At 62.2% G+C, this 16139-nt stretch carries 14 protein-coding genes; 4 read left to right on the top strand and 10 right to left on the bottom strand.

Annotated elements, in window-relative coordinates; genetic code table 11:
* Positions 1 to 86 precede the first annotated feature (86 nt).
* Positions 87 to 998 (top strand): choline sulfate utilization transcriptional regulator, encoded by a 912-nt coding sequence (locus NCS03_RS14225; protein ID WP_250436322.1) that lies wholly within the window; start codon positions 87 to 89, stop codon positions 996 to 998.
* A gap of 119 nt (positions 999 to 1117) precedes the next feature.
* Positions 1118 to 1993 carry a formyltetrahydrofolate deformylase gene (gene purU, locus NCS03_RS14220; protein ID WP_008354143.1) on the top strand — a complete coding sequence of 292 codons (876 nt, stop codon included), beginning with the start codon at positions 1118 to 1120 and terminating at the stop codon, positions 1991 to 1993.
* Between the two features lie 827 nt (positions 1994 to 2820).
* Here purU and NCS03_RS14215 read toward each other — a convergent pair.
* The 9 genes from NCS03_RS14215 to NCS03_RS14175 form a co-directional block, all read right to left on the bottom strand.
* On the bottom strand, positions 2821 to 3657 hold the full coding sequence (locus NCS03_RS14215; protein WP_409014143.1) for a glycine betaine ABC transporter substrate-binding protein: 837 nt from the start codon (positions 3655 to 3657) through the stop codon (positions 2821 to 2823).
* A gap of 133 nt (positions 3658 to 3790) precedes the next feature.
* Positions 3791 to 5032, bottom strand: coding sequence for an FAD-binding oxidoreductase (locus tag NCS03_RS14210; RefSeq protein WP_008354145.1), 1242 nt, complete (start codon positions 5030 to 5032; stop codon positions 3791 to 3793).
* Positions 5033 to 5055: 23 nt separating this feature from the next.
* Entirely contained in the window at positions 5056 to 6354 is a 1299-nt protein-coding gene (locus NCS03_RS14205) for an aromatic ring-hydroxylating oxygenase subunit alpha (protein WP_175982385.1), read from the bottom strand.
* Positions 6355 to 6392: 38 nt separating this feature from the next.
* A complete protein-coding gene (locus tag NCS03_RS14200; RefSeq protein ID WP_250436320.1) occupies positions 6393 to 7151 on the bottom strand; it encodes an adenine nucleotide alpha hydrolase family protein in 759 nt (252 codons plus the stop codon).
* On the bottom strand, positions 7148 to 8311 hold the full coding sequence (locus NCS03_RS14195) for an electron transfer flavoprotein subunit alpha/FixB family protein (protein WP_008354149.1): 1164 nt from the start codon (positions 8309 to 8311) through the stop codon (positions 7148 to 7150). The genes NCS03_RS14200 and NCS03_RS14195 overlap by 4 nt, the downstream gene beginning before the upstream one ends.
* Before the next feature lie 4 nt (positions 8312 to 8315).
* Positions 8316 to 10232 (bottom strand): (Fe-S)-binding protein, encoded by a 1917-nt coding sequence (locus NCS03_RS14190; RefSeq protein ID WP_175982382.1) that lies wholly within the window; start codon positions 10230 to 10232, stop codon positions 8316 to 8318.
* A gap of 14 nt (positions 10233 to 10246) precedes the next feature.
* Entirely contained in the window at positions 10247 to 12310 is a 2064-nt protein-coding gene (locus NCS03_RS14185; protein WP_250529294.1) for an NADH:flavin oxidoreductase, read from the bottom strand.
* 28 nt (positions 12311 to 12338) lie between these two features.
* The gene (locus NCS03_RS14180) at positions 12339 to 12869 is read right to left on the bottom strand and encodes a DUF5943 domain-containing protein (protein ID WP_008354152.1); all 531 of its coding nucleotides are present in this window, start codon (positions 12867 to 12869) and stop codon (positions 12339 to 12341) included.
* A 31-nt stretch (positions 12870 to 12900) separates the two neighbouring features.
* On the bottom strand, positions 12901 to 13872 hold the full coding sequence (locus tag NCS03_RS14175) for a dipeptidase (RefSeq protein WP_008354153.1): 972 nt from the start codon (positions 13870 to 13872) through the stop codon (positions 12901 to 12903).
* A 409-nt stretch (positions 13873 to 14281) separates the two neighbouring features.
* Between NCS03_RS14175 and NCS03_RS14170 the strand changes: the two genes are divergently transcribed.
* Entirely contained in the window at positions 14282 to 15277 is a 996-nt protein-coding gene (locus NCS03_RS14170) for a GlxA family transcriptional regulator (protein WP_008354155.1), read from the top strand.
* Between the two features lie 4 nt (positions 15278 to 15281).
* Here the strand turns inward: NCS03_RS14170 and NCS03_RS14165 are convergent, their stop codons facing one another.
* The gene (locus NCS03_RS14165) at positions 15282 to 15731 is read right to left on the bottom strand and encodes a GNAT family N-acetyltransferase (RefSeq protein ID WP_241484883.1); all 450 of its coding nucleotides are present in this window, start codon (positions 15729 to 15731) and stop codon (positions 15282 to 15284) included.
* On the opposite strand from NCS03_RS14165, the gene NCS03_RS14160 reads away from it, so the two are divergent.
* Positions 15732 to 16064, top strand: coding sequence for a hypothetical protein (locus NCS03_RS14160; protein WP_250529293.1), 333 nt, complete (start codon positions 15732 to 15734; stop codon positions 16062 to 16064).
* Positions 16065 to 16139 lie beyond the last annotated feature (75 nt).

Here is a 16139-nt window from a genome sequence, read left to right as displayed (position 1 = left end):
CGTTGATTGAGCGTTGGGTGTCACTATTGCCGTTCAAATCGCGGCTGTGAAGACAGCAAAACGTTATGCGTTCATAAGGGGGAGTTATGCCGCGGCCGGACCGCCTGCCACCGATGCAGGCGTTACTGATGTTCGAATCCGCCGCGCGGCACGCGAGCTTCACGGCTGCCGCGCGCGAACTCGGCTCGACGCAGCCCGCGGTGAGCCAGCGCGTCGTGCAGCTGGAGGAATCGCTCGGGGCGGCGCTGTTCGAGCGCGGGCATCGCGGGGTCACGCTCACGGACGACGGCGCGCGTCTTTTCGATGCGGTGCGTCGGGGACTCGACGTGATTCGCGCGGCGACGTCGGACATTCGCTCGCGTCACGCGCAACGCACGCTCACGCTGTCGACGGATTTCGGCTTCGCCACATACTGGCTGATGCCGCGCCTGCCGCAATTCAAGGCGCTGATGCCCGATGTCGACGTGAAGATCATCACGTCGCAGAGCTTGCCGAGCGCATCGGGCGATCATGCCGATGTGGTCATCGTCTTCGGCGACACGCATGCCGAATGGAGCGGTCAGAGCGCCGTGAAGCTCTTCGCCGAACGCGTGATGCCGGTGTGCAGCCCGGCGCTGATCGCGGGAAGAAGCGCGCCGGTATCGCCCGCCGATCTATCCGGGCTGCCGCTCTTGCATCTCGAACCGACGCTGCCCGAGCGCTGGCTTTCATGGAGCGCGTGGTTCGAAGCGCACGGCCTTGCCGCGCCGCCGACGCAGGGCGGCTTCACGTTCAACAGCTACGCGCTCGTCGCGCACGCCGCGGTGATGGGCCAGGGCGTCGCGCTCGGCTGGGCGCCGCTCATCGACGAACTGATCGCGACGGGCCAGCTCGTCGCGCTCTGCGATGCGCCGCTCGTCACCGATCGGGGCTACGTGCTCGTGACGCCGCGCGAGCCGTCGGCGGCGGTGCGGGCGTTCAGCGAGTGGCTGCTGGACGAATGCGACGTCGTCGGCTGACGCTTTCGTACTATTTGCGCGGCGGTTCGCTTCTATCCGGAAGGCGCGCGCGTTTGCTCTACTAGCGCGTACGCTCGCCGCATTTCGCGGCGCTGCAACCATTCGAATGTGGAGCACGCATGGCAGCCGATTCCCGCTTTGATCAACTCGTGCTTACCGTTTCGTGCCCGAGCGCGGCGGGGCAGGTCGCCGCGATCGTCGGCTTTCTGGAGCGGCATCACGGCTATATCGACGAACTCACCGTCTTCGACGACGATCTCTCCGAGCGCTTTTTCGTGCGTTGCGTGTTTCATGGCGCGCGGCCCGAGGAGGCGCTCGATCTCGCGATGCTGAAGCGCGAATTCGAGCCTATCGCCGAGCGCTTCGCGATGTCGTGGGCGATGCACGATCTCGCCGTGCGGCCGAAGGTGCTGCTGATGGTGTCGAAGCTCGAGCACTGTCTTGCGGATTTGCTGTTCCGCTGGCGCATGGGCGAGTTGAAGATGGATATCGTCGGCATCGGGTCGAATCATACGGATCTGGCGCATCTGGCGGGGCAGCATGGCTTGCCGTTCCATCATCTGCCGATTACCGCCGATACCAAGCCGCAGCAGGAAGCGCGCTTGCTCGATCTGTTCGATACGTCAGGCGCGGAGTTGATGGTGCTTGCGCGGTATATGCAGATTCTTTCAGGCGAGACGAGCCGCAAGCTGGCGGGGCGTGCGATCAATATCCATCACTCGTTCTTGCCTGGGTTCAAGGGGGCGAAGCCTTATCACCAGGCGCATGCGCGTGGGGTCAAGCTGATTGGCGCGACCGCGCATTTCGTCACCGACGATCTCGATGAAGGACCGATCATCGAGCAGGAAGTTGAGCGCGTCGATCATTCTTATGGGCCGGAGCGGTTGTTGGCTACGGGGCGGGATGTGGAGTGCCTTGCGCTTGCACGCGCGGTTAAAGCGTTTATTGAGCGGCGGGTTTTTATTAATGGCGAGCGGACTGTGGTTTTGCGGTGAGGTTTTTGCGCTCCGGGTTAGCTTGCTTTGCTGTTTTCGCTGGATTCCATATTCGCTTGGCTAGGGTTTCGCCGGATCCCGTTTTCGTGGCGGTCTATTAGCACTGCCCCTGTGCGGGGCGGCAGTCACTTTCTTTGCTGCTGCAAAGAAAGTAACCAAAGAAAGCAGCTCGTCACCGCCCGCGGTCACACGCAATTTGGGTAGTTCTCTCGTTCCAGGTGGCACTCGCCTAAAGAGTGCCCTCATCACAATAACGGGGCTTGGATCGCGCACGGTCTGACGAGCTAGTTTTCCAAGGACACTGGTTCAGCACGAAAGAGCTTCGGCACAGCGCTACGCGCTGCCGCCCGGTATGCAAGGGAAACCAACGTGCGGCAAGTGCAGCGAGATGGAGACGTTAGTAGCGAAGCACGCGCGGACCCGATTGACCGGTCGGCCGCGAAGCGGGCTGGAGCTATTTGGTGCTGAACCAGTTTGGTGTGTGGTGCGATGTGGCAGACCGTGCGCGAGCCAAGCTCGATGGGGCCTGTGAGGGCACTCTTTAGGCAGCCCACGAACGACGAGAGGACTACCCAAATTGCGTGTGACCGCGGGCGTATCAGTAGCTGCTTTCTTTGCTTACTTTCTTTGCAGCAGCAAAGAAAGTGAGTGCCGCCCCGCACAGGGGCAATGCTAATAGACCGCCACGAATACGGGATCCGGCGAAAACAAAAGCCAAGAGCCAAAAGCCAAAAGCAACACCCCAAAAAAAAAGCGCCGCAGGCATAACCCACGACGCTCAGCGTTTGCCCAAACGCCCAAAGACCCAAAAAACCCAACGAAAAAAATTACTTAGTCCAGGACTCCACCCGATCCCCATGCGCGCTGATCCACGCATCCGCCGCCGCCTGCGGCTTCTCTCCATTTTGCGTCGCCAGCATCACGCTATCGATCTCACCCGGCTTCCACTGAAACTTCTTGAGGAATGCCACCACCTGCGGCGCCTTCTTCTCCAGCTCCGGATTGATCACGTTATCGACGTGCTCCGACTCACCGAACACCTTCTTCGGATCCTCGAGGAACTTGAGCTTGTACTTCGCGAACATCCAGTGCGGCTTCCAGCCCGTCACGATGATCGGCTTATTGGCCGCTTCGGAACGCGCCAGTTCCGCCGTCATCGCCGAACCCGAGCTCGGCAGCAGCTTGTAGTCGAGGTTATAAGCCTTGATCGCTTCGCTCGTCTTCTGCATCACGCCCGCGCCCGCATCGATGCCCACGATGCGCGAATCGAATTCCGCCTTCTTCGCCTCGAGATCGCTCAAGCTGTTGACGTCGACGTTCTCCGGCACGATCAAGCCGATTTTCGCGTCCTGAAAGTTCGGACCGAGATTCACGACCTTCGACTTGAAGTTGTTCCAGTACGCGCCATGCGTGACCGGCAGCCACGCCGACAGCGTCGCGTCGAGATCGCCGCGCGCCACGCCCTGCCACATCACGCCCGCGGCCACCGGCACCAGTTGCACCGGATAACCCAGCTTCTTCTCGATCACGCGCGCCGCCACGTTCGACGTCGCCACGCTATCGTCCCAGCCCTCGACATAACCGATTTTGATCGTCGGCTTATCCGCGGCGTTTGCCATCAGGCTCGATGCGAGGGCGGCGCTCATCGCCCCCAAAACGAGCATTCTTCTCATCGGTTTCATTTGGTTTCCCCTTAGCGGCCCCACGCCGTGTAGCGAACAGAATCACCAGCCAGAATTGACGCGTAGCGCACTTTTCCGACACTCAGTTGTCAAGAAACGACGCGCCCCTCAGGGCTTACTTGTCGACGACGAGATCGCTCATAGGCTTGCTGCAGCACAGCAGCACCATGCCCTGATCGATCTCGCGCTGACGTATGCCGCCCGCATGCTTCATGCTCACTTCGCCCGACACGAGCTTGACCTTGCACGTCCCGCACATGCCCTGCGTACACGACGATGGCAAGCGCACGCCCGCCTTCTTCGCCGCATCGAGCACATGTTCGTTGCTGCCGCATTCGATGTCGCGCCGGCTCTTCGCGAAGCTCACCTTGAACTTCGTATCGACGACGGGCGCGGCTTCAACAGGCGCTTCGATGATCTCGACGGGCTCTGTCGGCGCAGGCGCAAAGCCGCCCGCCTCCTCGCGCGCTTCGACGAAATCCGTCTGCGTCGCAAGGGCCTCGGCGACATGCGCCGTCGTCAGTTCAGCCGCGACTTCCTCGACGACGCCGAACGAGAAGCTCTCCTCGTGATAATGCTTGCGATCGAAACCACCTGCATCGAGCAGATCGCGCACCGCCTTCATATACGGCGCCGGGCCGCACGTGAAGACTTCGCGCTCGAGAAAGTCCGGCGCGATCAGCTTCAGGAGCGGCAGCGTGAGAAAGCCCGTCACGCCCGGCCAGTTCGTGCGCGTGCCGACCCGCTCGCACACGAACGCCGTGCGGAAGTTCTTGTGATTCGACGCGATGAGATCGAGCTCGCGCGCAAAGATGATGTCATCCGGCGTGCGCGCGCTATGCACGAACACGATGTCGGCATCGTCGCCGAGTTCGTGATGCGCGCGGCTCATCGACATGAGCGGCGTAATGCCCGAACCCGCCGACAAGAACAAATACTTGCGCGCCGGATGACGCGCGCACGTGAATTCGCCCGATGGCCCGAGCACGCGCACCGTCGATCCCGCGACGAGGTTATCGTGCAGCCAGTTCGACACCGGTCCCCCCGGCACGCGCTTCACCGTGATGGAGATCGTGTGCGGGCGCGTCGGCGCGGACGAGATCGTATAGCAGCGATTGATCTGCTCGCCGTTGATCTCGAGCTCCAGCGTGATGAACTGCCCCGGCTCGAAGACGAACGTGCGCTCACCCGGCGCCTTGAAGAAAAAGCTCTTGACGTCGTGCGTCTCCTGCCGGACGTGACAGCAGACGAGCGTCTCGTCCGTGTCGCAATTCCAGCGCACGGGCAGCGTCCCCCAGAACTTCGGCTGGGTCACGCGGCTGTCGGTCGGCTCGAAAGTAGCCTGATCGCGCATCATGTTCTACTCCTGCTACGAGGCTGTCAGCGCATGAAGGAAACGACTTTCTCACCGAGCGACGCATCGACGCCGTGCTCGGGCGTATCGGCGTAATCGGCAAGACGTCCGATGTACCACTCGCAAAACTTCTCGACGAGACCTTCCGTGAACGGCGAGTACGGACCCGGTTCGTAGGCGTTGCTCGCGACGCCGAGTTGCGAGTACTCGACGAGCGTGCGGTCCTGATCGTTCGTCGCGCGCCACACGGCGGTGAGATTGTCGACGTCGTAATCGATGCCTTCGCGCGCGTCCTTGTGCACGAGCCACTTCGTGCGGACGAGCGTTTCCCCCGATGCAAGCGGAATCACGCAGAACGTCACGATGTGATCGCTCATGAAGTGATGCCACGAGTTCGGCTGCGTCCAGAACGACAAGCCGCCCAGGTCCGCGCGCTCGAAGCCGCCGAGCAGTTTCTTCGATGCGACTTTCGCATCGAGCGTCTGCGATTCGCCATCGCGATCGAGCGGCAAACGTTGCGTGCGAAAGCCCGTCACGAGATCGGCGAGGCGTTCGATTTCCGCGGACGGCAGGCACATCGCTTCCCATTGCTTCGTGCGCTCTTCGACGGTCTTCTCGAACGCCGCCATGCCTTCTTCGTTCGCGGGCGAGCGCTGATAGCCGAAGCCGTATTCGTAAAGCGAAATGGTCAGCTCTGGATGATTCGCGACGCAGTGATAGCACTCGCGATTGTTCTCCATCGTGAGCTTCCAGTTGCCCTTCTCGACGATATCGATGCTCGCCGCGATCTTGCAATCCTTCAGACCGTGCGGCGCGAGATACGGCTCCATCGCTTCGCGCATCACGGCGAAATCGGCGGGCGGTTCATCGGCGAGACAGACGAAGATGAGGCCCGCGAGATTCTGGACATGCACCTTCTTCAGGCTGTGCTTGCAGCGGTCGAACTGGTCGCCCATGTGCTCGGCGAACATCAGATCGCCGGAGAGGTTGTAGGTCCAGCTGTGATACGGGCACACGATATTGCCGAGCGAGCCCTTCTCCTGATTGCACAGGCGCGCGCCGCGATGCCGGCACACGTTGTAGAAGGCGCGTATTTCCATATCGTCGTCGCGCACGATCAGGATCGAATCGTTGCCGATCTCGATCGTCGTGTAATCGCCCGGCTCGGGAATGTCCGGCTCGACGGCGACCTGAATCCAGGTCTTGCGGAAGATGGCATCGAGGTCGAGCGCGTGAATCTCTTCGCTCGTGTAGAACGGCGCCTCGAGCGTGTGGCCCTTTTTGCGGCGTTCGATCATTGCGCGAACGTCTGCCGAAACTTTCATCGTGTGCACCTGTATGTGGGTCGATGTGGGTCGAGAAATCAGTAATCGACGAGTTGATGCTCGCGCAAATACGCCAGAATCACTTGTGCTTTTTCGACGGAACTCCCTTCAATTACGACGCTTCCGCCGCGGCTTTCGGTCGTCGTCGCGCCGAGCATGCGCGCGTGGCCCGAACGCCTTTCCGGCGCGGCGAGTTTCTTGGGCTTGGCCGTCACCGGGCCGATGCGCCACGCCGTGCTTTCCTTGTCGACGGGCGCGCTCGCGGCGACCGGCGCGACGTGGCCTTCGCGCATGCGCGCATAGGCGTAGCGCGGCGCGGCGTTGGCCAATGGATGCACGGCGACGAGCGCGGGCAGCGGCGCGCGCACGCGTCGGCGCAAGCCCTTCGGCATGAACTGGCGCACTTCGACGCCTTCCTTCGTCACGCTGACATCGACCGCCGCGCCGACGAGCGGAACGTTCAGCGCATCCGCGAGCTTGTACGGCAGCGTGCCGCTGTCGTAAGCGCCTTCGGCGCGCGTGCCGGTGAACACGAGCTCGTAGCCCGCAAGCCTTTGCGCGAGGGCCGCACACGCATCGCCTTGCGTGTTGAGCACTTCGACTTTCGACGCGCCGAGCGCGAGATATTCCTGCAACGCCGGATTAGCCGGATCGCCCGCGTGCAACACGTCGAGTTGCGCGCCGTGCGTCTTCGCGATGCCGATGGCGATGGTCAGCGCGGCGGCGTCGTTGCGGCTGTAGCGCGCCGCGCCGCTGACGGGATGACGTCCGGTGGAGACGAGAACGGCGATCTTCATGCAGCGACTCCTTCGGCGATGTGCGCGGTCTGCGCGATCGATCCGCCGCCGGCACGCGCGGCGCGTGCGGCGGCGGCGGCATCGGTCAGTGCCTTGATCGTTTCCTGCGTGTCCGCGACGATCGTCAGATTCGCGCGCTTCGCGATCGGCGCACTGGCGTCGAGATTCACGGCGATGACGTGGCGGCAATCCTTGATGCCCTGCAAGTGCTGCACCGCGCCCGAAATGCCGAACGCGATATACACGCTCGCCTCGACCGTCTTGCCGGTCGCGCCGATCTGCTTGTCGCGCGTGAACTTGCCATCGTCGACGGCGACGCGGCTCGCGCCGATCGCCGCGCCCAGCGTGCCCGCGAGCGCTTCGAACGCGGCGATGTCCGACACGCCGTTGCCCGCCGACACGATGAAGTCCGCTTCCTCCAGCGCGACCTGCGCCGCGTCCATCTCTTCGATGCCGAGATCGACGTAAGCGCTCGCTTTCGCCGCCGGCACGATGCCTTGCGGATTCATCGCCTCGCCCGCGCCGACGAAGGGCAGCTTCGCATCGACGGCATGAGCTGCAAGCAAAACCATGTCGGGCAATGCACGCGATGCAAGCGCGCGACCCGCCTGTGCATACGACGCGACATGCGCTGCATCGATTTCGACGACCTGCGTCGCGATGGACGCATCGGCGCGTGCGGCGTAGCGGCGGCCGAGATCGCCGTCGCCGGTTGCGTTGTCGGGCATGAAGATATGCGCCGGTCGGAACGCAGCGACGCAGGCGGTCAACGCGCGCACTTCTTCGTCGGGCGCGTAGTTGCGGCGATCGAACTCCGGCAGCGCGACGTAGCGATCCGCGCCGAGCACGGCGGCATCGTCCTTGAACTCGCCGAACGCGATCAGCACGACTTCGGTCTGATCGTCCGCGAGCAAGGCGGCGGCCGCGAGCGCCTGGCGCGCGTGATCGTCGAGCGCGCCGCGATCCGTGTGCGCCGCGACGAGCAGCGAACGCGTCGCGGGCTTCGTCGTGCGGCGCGGCTTCGTCGCTTCCTTGTGGCCGCCGTGCGTGAAGTTCAGCACGACGCCATTGCCGATTTCGCCGAGCGTGATGCGCTTCAGTCCATCGGCCGTGATGACGAAGGGACGGCGCGGATCGATTCGTTTGATGTCGTTGTTCATCGCTTCACTCCAAGGCCGCAGCGACGAGTTCCGCCACGTCGAGCACTTCGGGACGAGGACCGACCACGCCTTCCAGCATCGCGGTGCATTGCGGGCAACCGACCGCGACGACTTCCGCGCCGACCGACTTCGCATCCGCGATGCGGATATCGGGAATGCGCTGCTTGCCGGGGATATCCGTCAGCGGCGCACCGCCGCCACCGCCGCAGCAACGCGCGCGCATGCCATGACGCTCCATCTCGACGACCTTGATGCCAATGGTCTTCAGCAACTTGCGCGGCGCTTCCGTCTCGCCGTTGTAGCGGCCGAGATAGCACGGATCGTGGTACGTGATTTTCTTGTCCGCGAGCACGGCGGCGGCCTTCGGCGTGAGCTTGCCGCTCGCGACGAGCTCCGCCATGAACGCCGTGTGATGCTGCACTTCGTAGTAGCCGCCAAGCGCGCGATATTCGTTGCGCAAGCTATGCAGCACATGCGGATCCGCCGTGACGATGCGACGGAACTGGTATTGCGACAGCGTGTTCATCAGCTTCGATGCGCATTGCTGGAACGTGGCTTCGTCGCCGAGACGCCGCGCCGTGTCGCCCGTATCCGTTTCGACGCCGCCGAGCACCGCGTAATCGACGCCCGCCTTGTTCATCACTTTGGCGAGCGCGCGCAGCGTGCGCTGATAGCGCATGTCGAATGCGCCTTCGCCGGCGATCAGCAGAACATCGACAGGGCGTCCCGGCTGCGCGACCTGCACTTGCAAATCCACCGACCAGTCGTAGCGCGCGCCGATATCGAAACCGTTCTGACTGCCGGTCTCGCGCAGGTTCGCGAGCGTGATCGGGCCTTTGCCGGGCACATCGCCTTCGACGAGCGTTTGATTGCGGCGCATGTCGACGATCGCATCGACGTGCTCGATCAGCATCGGGCACTCCTGCACGCACGCGCGGCACGTCGTACACGACCAGATCGTGTCCGCTTCGATCATCTGCGAGATGAGCGGCTTGGCCGGACCGCCGGAATGCCTGCCGACGGGAATGCCGGGTGTCGGGCTACCCGCGTATTGCGAGTCCGATCCGCCGACCATGCCGACGACCAGATCCTGAATCAGCTTCTTCGGATTCAACGGCTGACCCGATGCGAACGCGGGACACGCGGCCTCGCACTTGCCGCACTGCACGCAGGCATCGAAGCTCAACAACTGATTCCAGCGAAACTCGACCGGCTTGCCGACGCCATATTCCTTCGCATCGAGCACGGGCTTCTTGAGCGCCGTCGGCGGCACGACTTCGCGTTCGTTCTCGTCCTTCGCGTGAAAACGCTCCTGACGCGGATGAAACGCGAGATGCAGCAGACCCGCCATCGCGTGCTTCATCGGGCCGCCTTGCGCCGCGCCGAAGGTCATCGTGTACGCGCCCGCCGCGATCAGCAACGCGACGATGATCGCGAGCGCGCCGGACATCCACGATGCAGGCAGCAGCATGAACAACGCGAGACCGAGCGCGAACGAACCGAGCAGCAACGGCAGGCTGTCCCACGGTCCATGCGACAGACGCGCGGGCACGTCCTTCGCGCGACGCCGCTTGTACACGAACATCGCACCGACGAACATGATGATCGCCGCGAGGAAGATCGCGCGATCGAGCCACACCGAATAGATCGCGAGACCGTAGTTGATGAAGACGAGCGCCATCGCGAGGATCGCGCCACCCGCGGTCGCGACGTGCGTCTTCGCGATATATGGGTCGCGCGCCACGACATGATGCAGATCGACGAAATAGCGCTTCGGAATGGTCAGCAGATTCGCCCATCCATAGGCGCCGGCCGTCGTCGCGCGGCCTTCGCGCCAGTACGCTGCGCGCTTGAGCAAGGCGAACGCGAGGCCCGCCATCGAAAGCCACAACAGCGCGGTGATGACAAACACGGGGTTCATCGTCGAATACCTCGTCAGAAGTCTTTGCAGAGGCGCAGCGAATCGTAGATCGCGCTGTGGATGTTGTGCATCGAGATGCAGTCGCCGACGCGGAACAACAGGAAGCGTCCGTTGCCGAGCTCTTCGCTCAACGACGGTTGCGGTAGCGATGCGAACAGCGTGTGCACGTCGATCTGTCCGCGATTGAGCGACTCGGGCTTGAGCTTCCAGTAGAGCGCGTCGTTCGGCGTGATGCCGTTCTCGATCACGACCTGATCCACCGCGCGCTCTTCCTGCTCTTCCGTGTACTCGTTGCGGATCACGGCGATCTTCTTGCCGTTTTCCTCGTAGACCTTGTCGAGCCAGTAGTTAGGCGTATGAATGACGCCTTGCGCATAGAGACGGCGATAGAAGATCGGGAACGTGGTGCCGCCGGTGTCGTCGGCGACTTTGACATCGGGCGTGACGATCTCGACGTTATTCCCGCGCGACGCGATGAAGTCCGCTACGCCCGCGCCCGCATGAGTCGATACGCCGTCGTAGACGAGCACGTTCTTGCCCGGCTCGACCTTGCCCGAAAGAATGTCCCACGAACTCACGGCGAGACCTTCTTCGACGCCCCACGCAGGGACCTGATCGGTGAACGACGAACCGCCCGTCGCGAGCACGACGATGTCCGGCTTCTCTGCCATGATCATCTTCTCGTCGGCGGCGACACCGAGACGGCGATCGACGCCGAGGCGCTTCGTTTCCATGTCGAACCAGCGCACGATGCCGGCCATTTGCTCGCGCTGCGGCGCTTTCGCGGCGAGCATGATCTGACCGCCGACATAATCGTTCTTCTCGAACAGCACGACATCATGACCACGCGAACGCGCGACGCGCGCCGCTTCGAGACCGGCAGGCCCCGCGCCGACCACGACAACCTTGCGCTTCGGCCCGCGCGTCTTTTCGATGACGTGCGGCATCGTCTGTTCGCGCGACGTCGCGCCGTTCTGCACGCACAAAACGTCGAGACCGTTGTACTGGCGATCGATGCAATAGTTCGCGCCGACGCACTGCTTGATTTCGTCTTCGCGGCCATCGCGAATCTTGATGACCATATGCGGATCGGCTATCTGCGCGCGCGTCATGCCAACGAGATCGACCATGCCGTTTGCAAGCAGACGCTCGGCCTGTCCCGCATCGCGAATGCTTTGCGCATGCATGATCGGCAGCTTCACGACCGACTTGATGCCCGCGGCGAGATGCACGAACGGCTCGGGCGGCAGCGCCATCGGCGGCATGCAGTTGGCGAGCGTGTTGTGCGTATCCGCGCCCGAACCGATCACGCCGACATAATCGATGAGGCCGCTTTCGGACATCGCCTGCGCGATCTCCTTGAGGTTCTCGTGCGAGAGACCGTCTTCATGAAATTCGTCGCCGCACATGCGCAGGCCGACGCAGAAATCCGCGCCCACTTCTTCACGCACGGCCTTCAGCACTTCCATCCCGAAGCGCAGACGATTCTCCAACGAACCGCCCCATTCATCGGTACGGAAGTTGGTGCGCGGGCTCCAGAACTGATCGATCAAATGCTGATGCGCCGCCGAGATCTCGATGCCGTCCATGCCTGCATCCTTCACGCGCTTCGCGGCCGCCGCGAAGTCCTGGATGATGCGCTTGATCTCTTCCACTTCGATGATCTTCGCGTTGCCGCGATGCACCGGCTCGCGCACGCCCGACGGCGACATCAGATGCGGCCAGTGCTCGCCGTGCCATGCGGAGCGGCGGCCCATGTGCGTCGCCTGAATCATGATGAACGCGCCATGACGATGCATGGCTTCGGCGAGACGCGAGAGCGGATCGATGACCTTGTCGGTCGCGAGGTTCACCGACTTCCACCAGCCTTGCGGACTGTCGATCGACACCGGGCTCGAACCGCCGCACACGGCGAGGCCGACGCCGCCCTTCGCTTTCTCCTCGTAATAGCGGATATAGCGGTCGCCGGGCAGACCGCCCGGTTCGGCATAGACCTCCGCGTGCGCGGTGCTGACGATGCGGTTGCGCAACGTGAGCTTGTTGAGCTGAAGAGGCTTGAAAAGGTTCGGGTAACGCATCGCGATCGACCTCGGAGTTGAGCTTTGCTTACAGCGGCGACACTTCAAATACGCAATGCGAATGGCCTTCCGCCGCGCATTGGGTTTCGATCGACTTCGAGCGCGGACCTTTCTTCGCACTGTCGGGAGCCGTGTCGTTCACCCAGTCCATCGCGCCCGCGAACCAGCCCGCGAACATGTAGCAGAGCTTGCCCTCTTTGCCGGGCTGCGCGAGCACGAACGACGAGTTATGCAGATGAATGCGCGCATGCGATGTCGCAGGATCGGCTTCGACGATCGTGAAGAGTCCCCATCCACGTTGCGACAGGCGCTTCAGGTAATGCTCGAAGCACGCCATGCCGCTGATGCCGTGCTTCTCGGCTTCCTTGTCGCACCAGTGATACGCGGACTTGTAGCCGGCCTTGTAGAGAATCTCGGCATACGTATCGCGGCCGAGCGCTTCTTCGACGGCGACGTGATTGTTCGTGAAGAAGTGGCGCGGCACGTAGAGCATCGGCAGCGCGTCGGTGGTCCAGACGCCGGTTTGCGGATCGACATCGATAGGCAGTTGCGGTTGCATCGCGGGGTTCCTGTTTATTTGTCGTTGACGGTCAGACGTTCCAGACTTCGCCGAAGAAGCGCATCCAGTTTTCGCCCATCACTTTCTTGATGCGCGATTCGCTCCAGCCGGCCTTTTCCATTGCAGCGGTGAGGTTCGGGAATTCGCCGATCGTGCGAATGCCTTCCGGATTCACGACCTTGCCGAAGTTCGTCAGGCGGCGATAACGGCCCTTGTCGTGCGTGATCCAGTCGAAGAATTCGGTGCTATAGCCTTGCGTGAAGTCCGTGCCGATACCGACGTTGTCTTCGCCGATGACATCGATGGTGTATTCGATCGCTTCGAGATAGTCATCGACCGTTGCATCCGGGCCTTTCTTGAGGAACGGCGAGAACATCGTCACGCCGACGAAGCCGCCCGCATCGACGATCTCGCGCAGTTGATCGTCGCTCTTGTTGCGCGGATGATCCTTGAGTCCCGACGGACAGCAGTGCGAGTACGTGACGGGCTTCTTCGAGCAGGCGATCGCATCGGAAGACGTCTTTGCGCCGACGTGCGAGAGATCGACCATGATGCCGACGCGATTCATCTCGTGAATCACTTCCTTGCCATAACCCGACAGACCGCCGTCCGGTTCATAGCAACCCGTGCCGACGAGGTTCTGTGTGTTGTAGCAAAGCTGGACCACGTTCACGCCAAGCTCCTTGAACACTTCGATATAGCCGAGGTTGTCCTCGAACGCATACGAGTTCTGGAAGCCGAAGATGATGCCGGTCTTGTTTTCCTTCTTTGCGCGCAGGATGTCGTCGGTCGTGCGGACGAGCGTGAGAATTTCGCTGTATTCGCGGATCTGCTGCTTCATTTCCGCGATGTTGTCGATGGTCTTCTGGAAGTCTTCCCACACCGACACGGTGCAGTTCACGGCGGTGACGCCGCCCTTTCTCATGTCTTCGAACACGGAGCGCTCGAACTTCGAGATGTTAAGTCCGTCGATGATGATGCTGTCGTTGTGGAGGGTGCTCATCGTGGTGTGCTCCGTGTCGCCTGAGAGGTGGGGGTCGTTCGACGTCGCTTTCGTCGTTGCGTCTATTCTTGACTTTCGCCCTGCCGGTCAATTTACGAATTCAGACGTGTTCTTTACCTTTTCCGACATGCGCGTCTGTTTTCGACAAGTGGCGAATTCCTTTTCGGTGTAGCGAATTTTTGTGTGGGCTGTTGCACTGCATCGGAACGATCGTGCGCTGCTGCAGTGCATGTCTTGCGGCGCGTGGCCCCGCGTCAGTGCGAGCGCGCAGCGGAGCATGCGCGATGCCCTTCATCGATCAGGGTTTAGCCTGATGGCATGGTAGTTGCACTCGCAACCAAAATTGCAAGCGTGGTAAGCGCCGCGCATGACGGCGCCACTCAATAGATTCCAAGGAATCAGTTCTCACATGTCCTCCGATCGCACGGCGTCGCTGTCACACTTCGCGTTCATGCCGCTTCCCAACTTCACGATGATCGCGTTCACCAATGCGATCGAAGTCCTGCGCATGGCGAACTACTTGACGGGGCAGCCGTTGTATCGCTGGTCGATCGTGAGTCCGGAGGGCGGGCCCGTGACGGCGAGCAACGGGCTTTCCGTCGATACCGGTCCGGTGGAATGCGTGGGGCAGCCCGACATCGTGTTCGTGGTCGGCGGCATCGACGTGCAGCGTGCGACTACGCCCGCGCATCTTTCTGCCTTGCGCCGTTTCGCGCGCACGGGCAGCGTGCTCGGCTCGCTTTGCACCGGCACGTATGCATTGGCGCGCGCGGGCTTGCTCGCCGGCTATGCGTGCGCGATTCACTGGGAAAACATGTCGGCGCTTAAAGAAGAGTTTCCCGACACGCGCTTTCTCAAAGAGCTGTTCGTGGTCGATCGCGATCGCGTGACGTGTACGGGCGGCGTCGCGCCGCTCGACATGATGCTGAACTTGATCGCGGCACGCGTCGGCACCGCGCGGGTGACGCAGATCGCGGAGCAGTTCATCGTCGAGCATGTGCGCGATACGAGCGCGCAGCAGCGGATGCCGCTCGTCGCGCGTCTGGGGTCCGCGAACAAGTCGCTTTTCGAAGTCATCTCGCTGATGGAGAACAACATCGAAGAGCCGTTGTCGCGCGAGGAACTGGCGCGGCTCGCGGGCATGTCGCAACGGCAACTGCAGCGGCTATTCCGCGAACATCTCGGCATGACGCCGACGCATTACTATCTGACGTTGCGCTTGCGGCGCGCGCGTGAATTGCTGCTGCAGACCGACATGTCGATCATGCACATCACGATGGCGTGCGGTTTTCAGTCGGCGTGTCATTTCTCGAAGAGCTATCGCGATGCGTTCGGCACGGCGCCGACGCGCGAGCGGCGCAAGCAGGTGCCGCCGCTGGCTGCCGTTCCCGCGATGGTGGCCTGAGCGTTCAGATCGCCATGTGAAGGCGCGTTTCGCAGACTTCGCATCCGCCGAGTCTTTCGGTGCGGAACACGCCGTCCAGTGCAAAGCCGAGCGCCTTGTAGAAGCGCAGGCCATGCACGTTTTCTTCGAGCGCCCAGAGCGTCATTTCCCGATAGCCTTCGCTTGCCGCGGCGTTGATCGCTTCATCGATCAGCATTCTTCCCGCGCCCTGGCGCCAGTGTGCCGGGTCGATATAGATGGCTTCGATTTCGGCATCCGTTCTGCCTTTGTCGTTATCGCGTGACGGGCCCCATGCGATCCATCCGAGCATGATGTCGTCGCGTTCGGCGAGCATTATGCGGGGCATGCCGCGCGCGATCAGCTCGGACCAGAGGGCACGGCGTTTCGGAATGGAAAGCGAATTGAGGTATTCGGCGGGGAAGATGGAACGATAGGCGGCCTGCCAGGCCTTCACGTGGATGCGCGCGATTTCCGCAGCATCGGAGGGGGCCGCCAGGCGGAAGGAAAGCGCGGTTCGGAGGTAATCGGCCTTCATGCGTCCAAGTATGACGCGGTTTTCTTGCTTTTTGCCTTGTGGTTTTCGCTTGGTTCGGGTTTTGCCGGATGCCGGTTTCTTCCGGGAGCCGGTTTGGCTTGGCTTGGTTTCGCCGGAGCCCGGGTTGGGTTGGCTTGGCTTGGTTTCGCCGGATCCCGTTTTCGCGTCGGTCTATTAGCACTGCCCCTGTGCGGGGCGGCACTCACTTTCTTTGCTGCTGCAAAGAAAGTAAGCAAAGAAAGCAGCTACTGATACGCCCGCGGTCACACGCAATCTGGGTAGTCCTCTCGTCGTTCGTGGGCTGCCTAAAGAGTGCCCTCATAGGCC

It is taken from the genome of Caballeronia sp. ATUFL_F1_KS4A, from assembly GCF_023630905.1.
GTDB classification, from domain to species: Bacteria; Pseudomonadota; Gammaproteobacteria; order Burkholderiales; family Burkholderiaceae; genus Caballeronia; species Caballeronia zhejiangensis.
The sequence above is the reverse complement of the archived record's forward strand: the minus strand, read 5'-3'. Positions and strand labels throughout refer to the sequence as shown.

Excerpts from the sequence above, each read along its gene's own strand:
- NCS03_RS14215 (WP_409014143.1), bottom strand. The coding sequence starts at position 3,657 with ATGCTCGTTTTGGGGGCGATGAGCGCCGCCCTCGCATCGAGCCTGATG.
- NCS03_RS14205 (WP_175982385.1), bottom strand. The coding sequence starts at position 6,354 with ATGAAAGTTTCGGCAGACGTTCGCGCAATGATCGAACGCCGCAAAAAG.
- NCS03_RS14185 (WP_250529294.1), bottom strand. The coding sequence starts at position 12,310 with ATGCGTTACCCGAACCTTTTCAAGCCTCTTCAGCTCAACAAGCTCACG.
- NCS03_RS14195 (WP_008354149.1), bottom strand. The coding sequence starts at position 8,311 with ATGAACAACGACATCAAACGAATCGATCCGCGCCGTCCCTTCGTCATC.
- purU (WP_008354143.1), top strand. The coding sequence starts at position 1,118 with ATGGCAGCCGATTCCCGCTTTGATCAACTCGTGCTTACCGTTTCGTGC.
- NCS03_RS14170 (WP_008354155.1), top strand. The coding sequence starts at position 14,282 with ATGTCCTCCGATCGCACGGCGTCGCTGTCACACTTCGCGTTCATGCCG.
- NCS03_RS14210 (WP_008354145.1), bottom strand. The coding sequence starts at position 5,032 with ATGATGCGCGATCAGGCTACTTTCGAGCCGACCGACAGCCGCGTGACC.
- NCS03_RS14190 (WP_175982382.1), bottom strand. The coding sequence starts at position 10,232 with ATGAACCCCGTGTTTGTCATCACCGCGCTGTTGTGGCTTTCGATGGCG.
- NCS03_RS14200 (WP_250436320.1), bottom strand. The coding sequence starts at position 7,151 with ATGAAGATCGCCGTTCTCGTCTCCACCGGACGTCATCCCGTCAGCGGC.
- NCS03_RS14180 (WP_008354152.1), bottom strand. The coding sequence starts at position 12,869 with ATGCAACCGCAACTGCCTATCGATGTCGATCCGCAAACCGGCGTCTGG.
- NCS03_RS14175 (WP_008354153.1), bottom strand. The coding sequence starts at position 13,872 with ATGAGCACCCTCCACAACGACAGCATCATCATCGACGGACTTAACATC.
- NCS03_RS14225 (WP_250436322.1), top strand. The coding sequence starts at position 87 with ATGCCGCGGCCGGACCGCCTGCCACCGATGCAGGCGTTACTGATGTTC.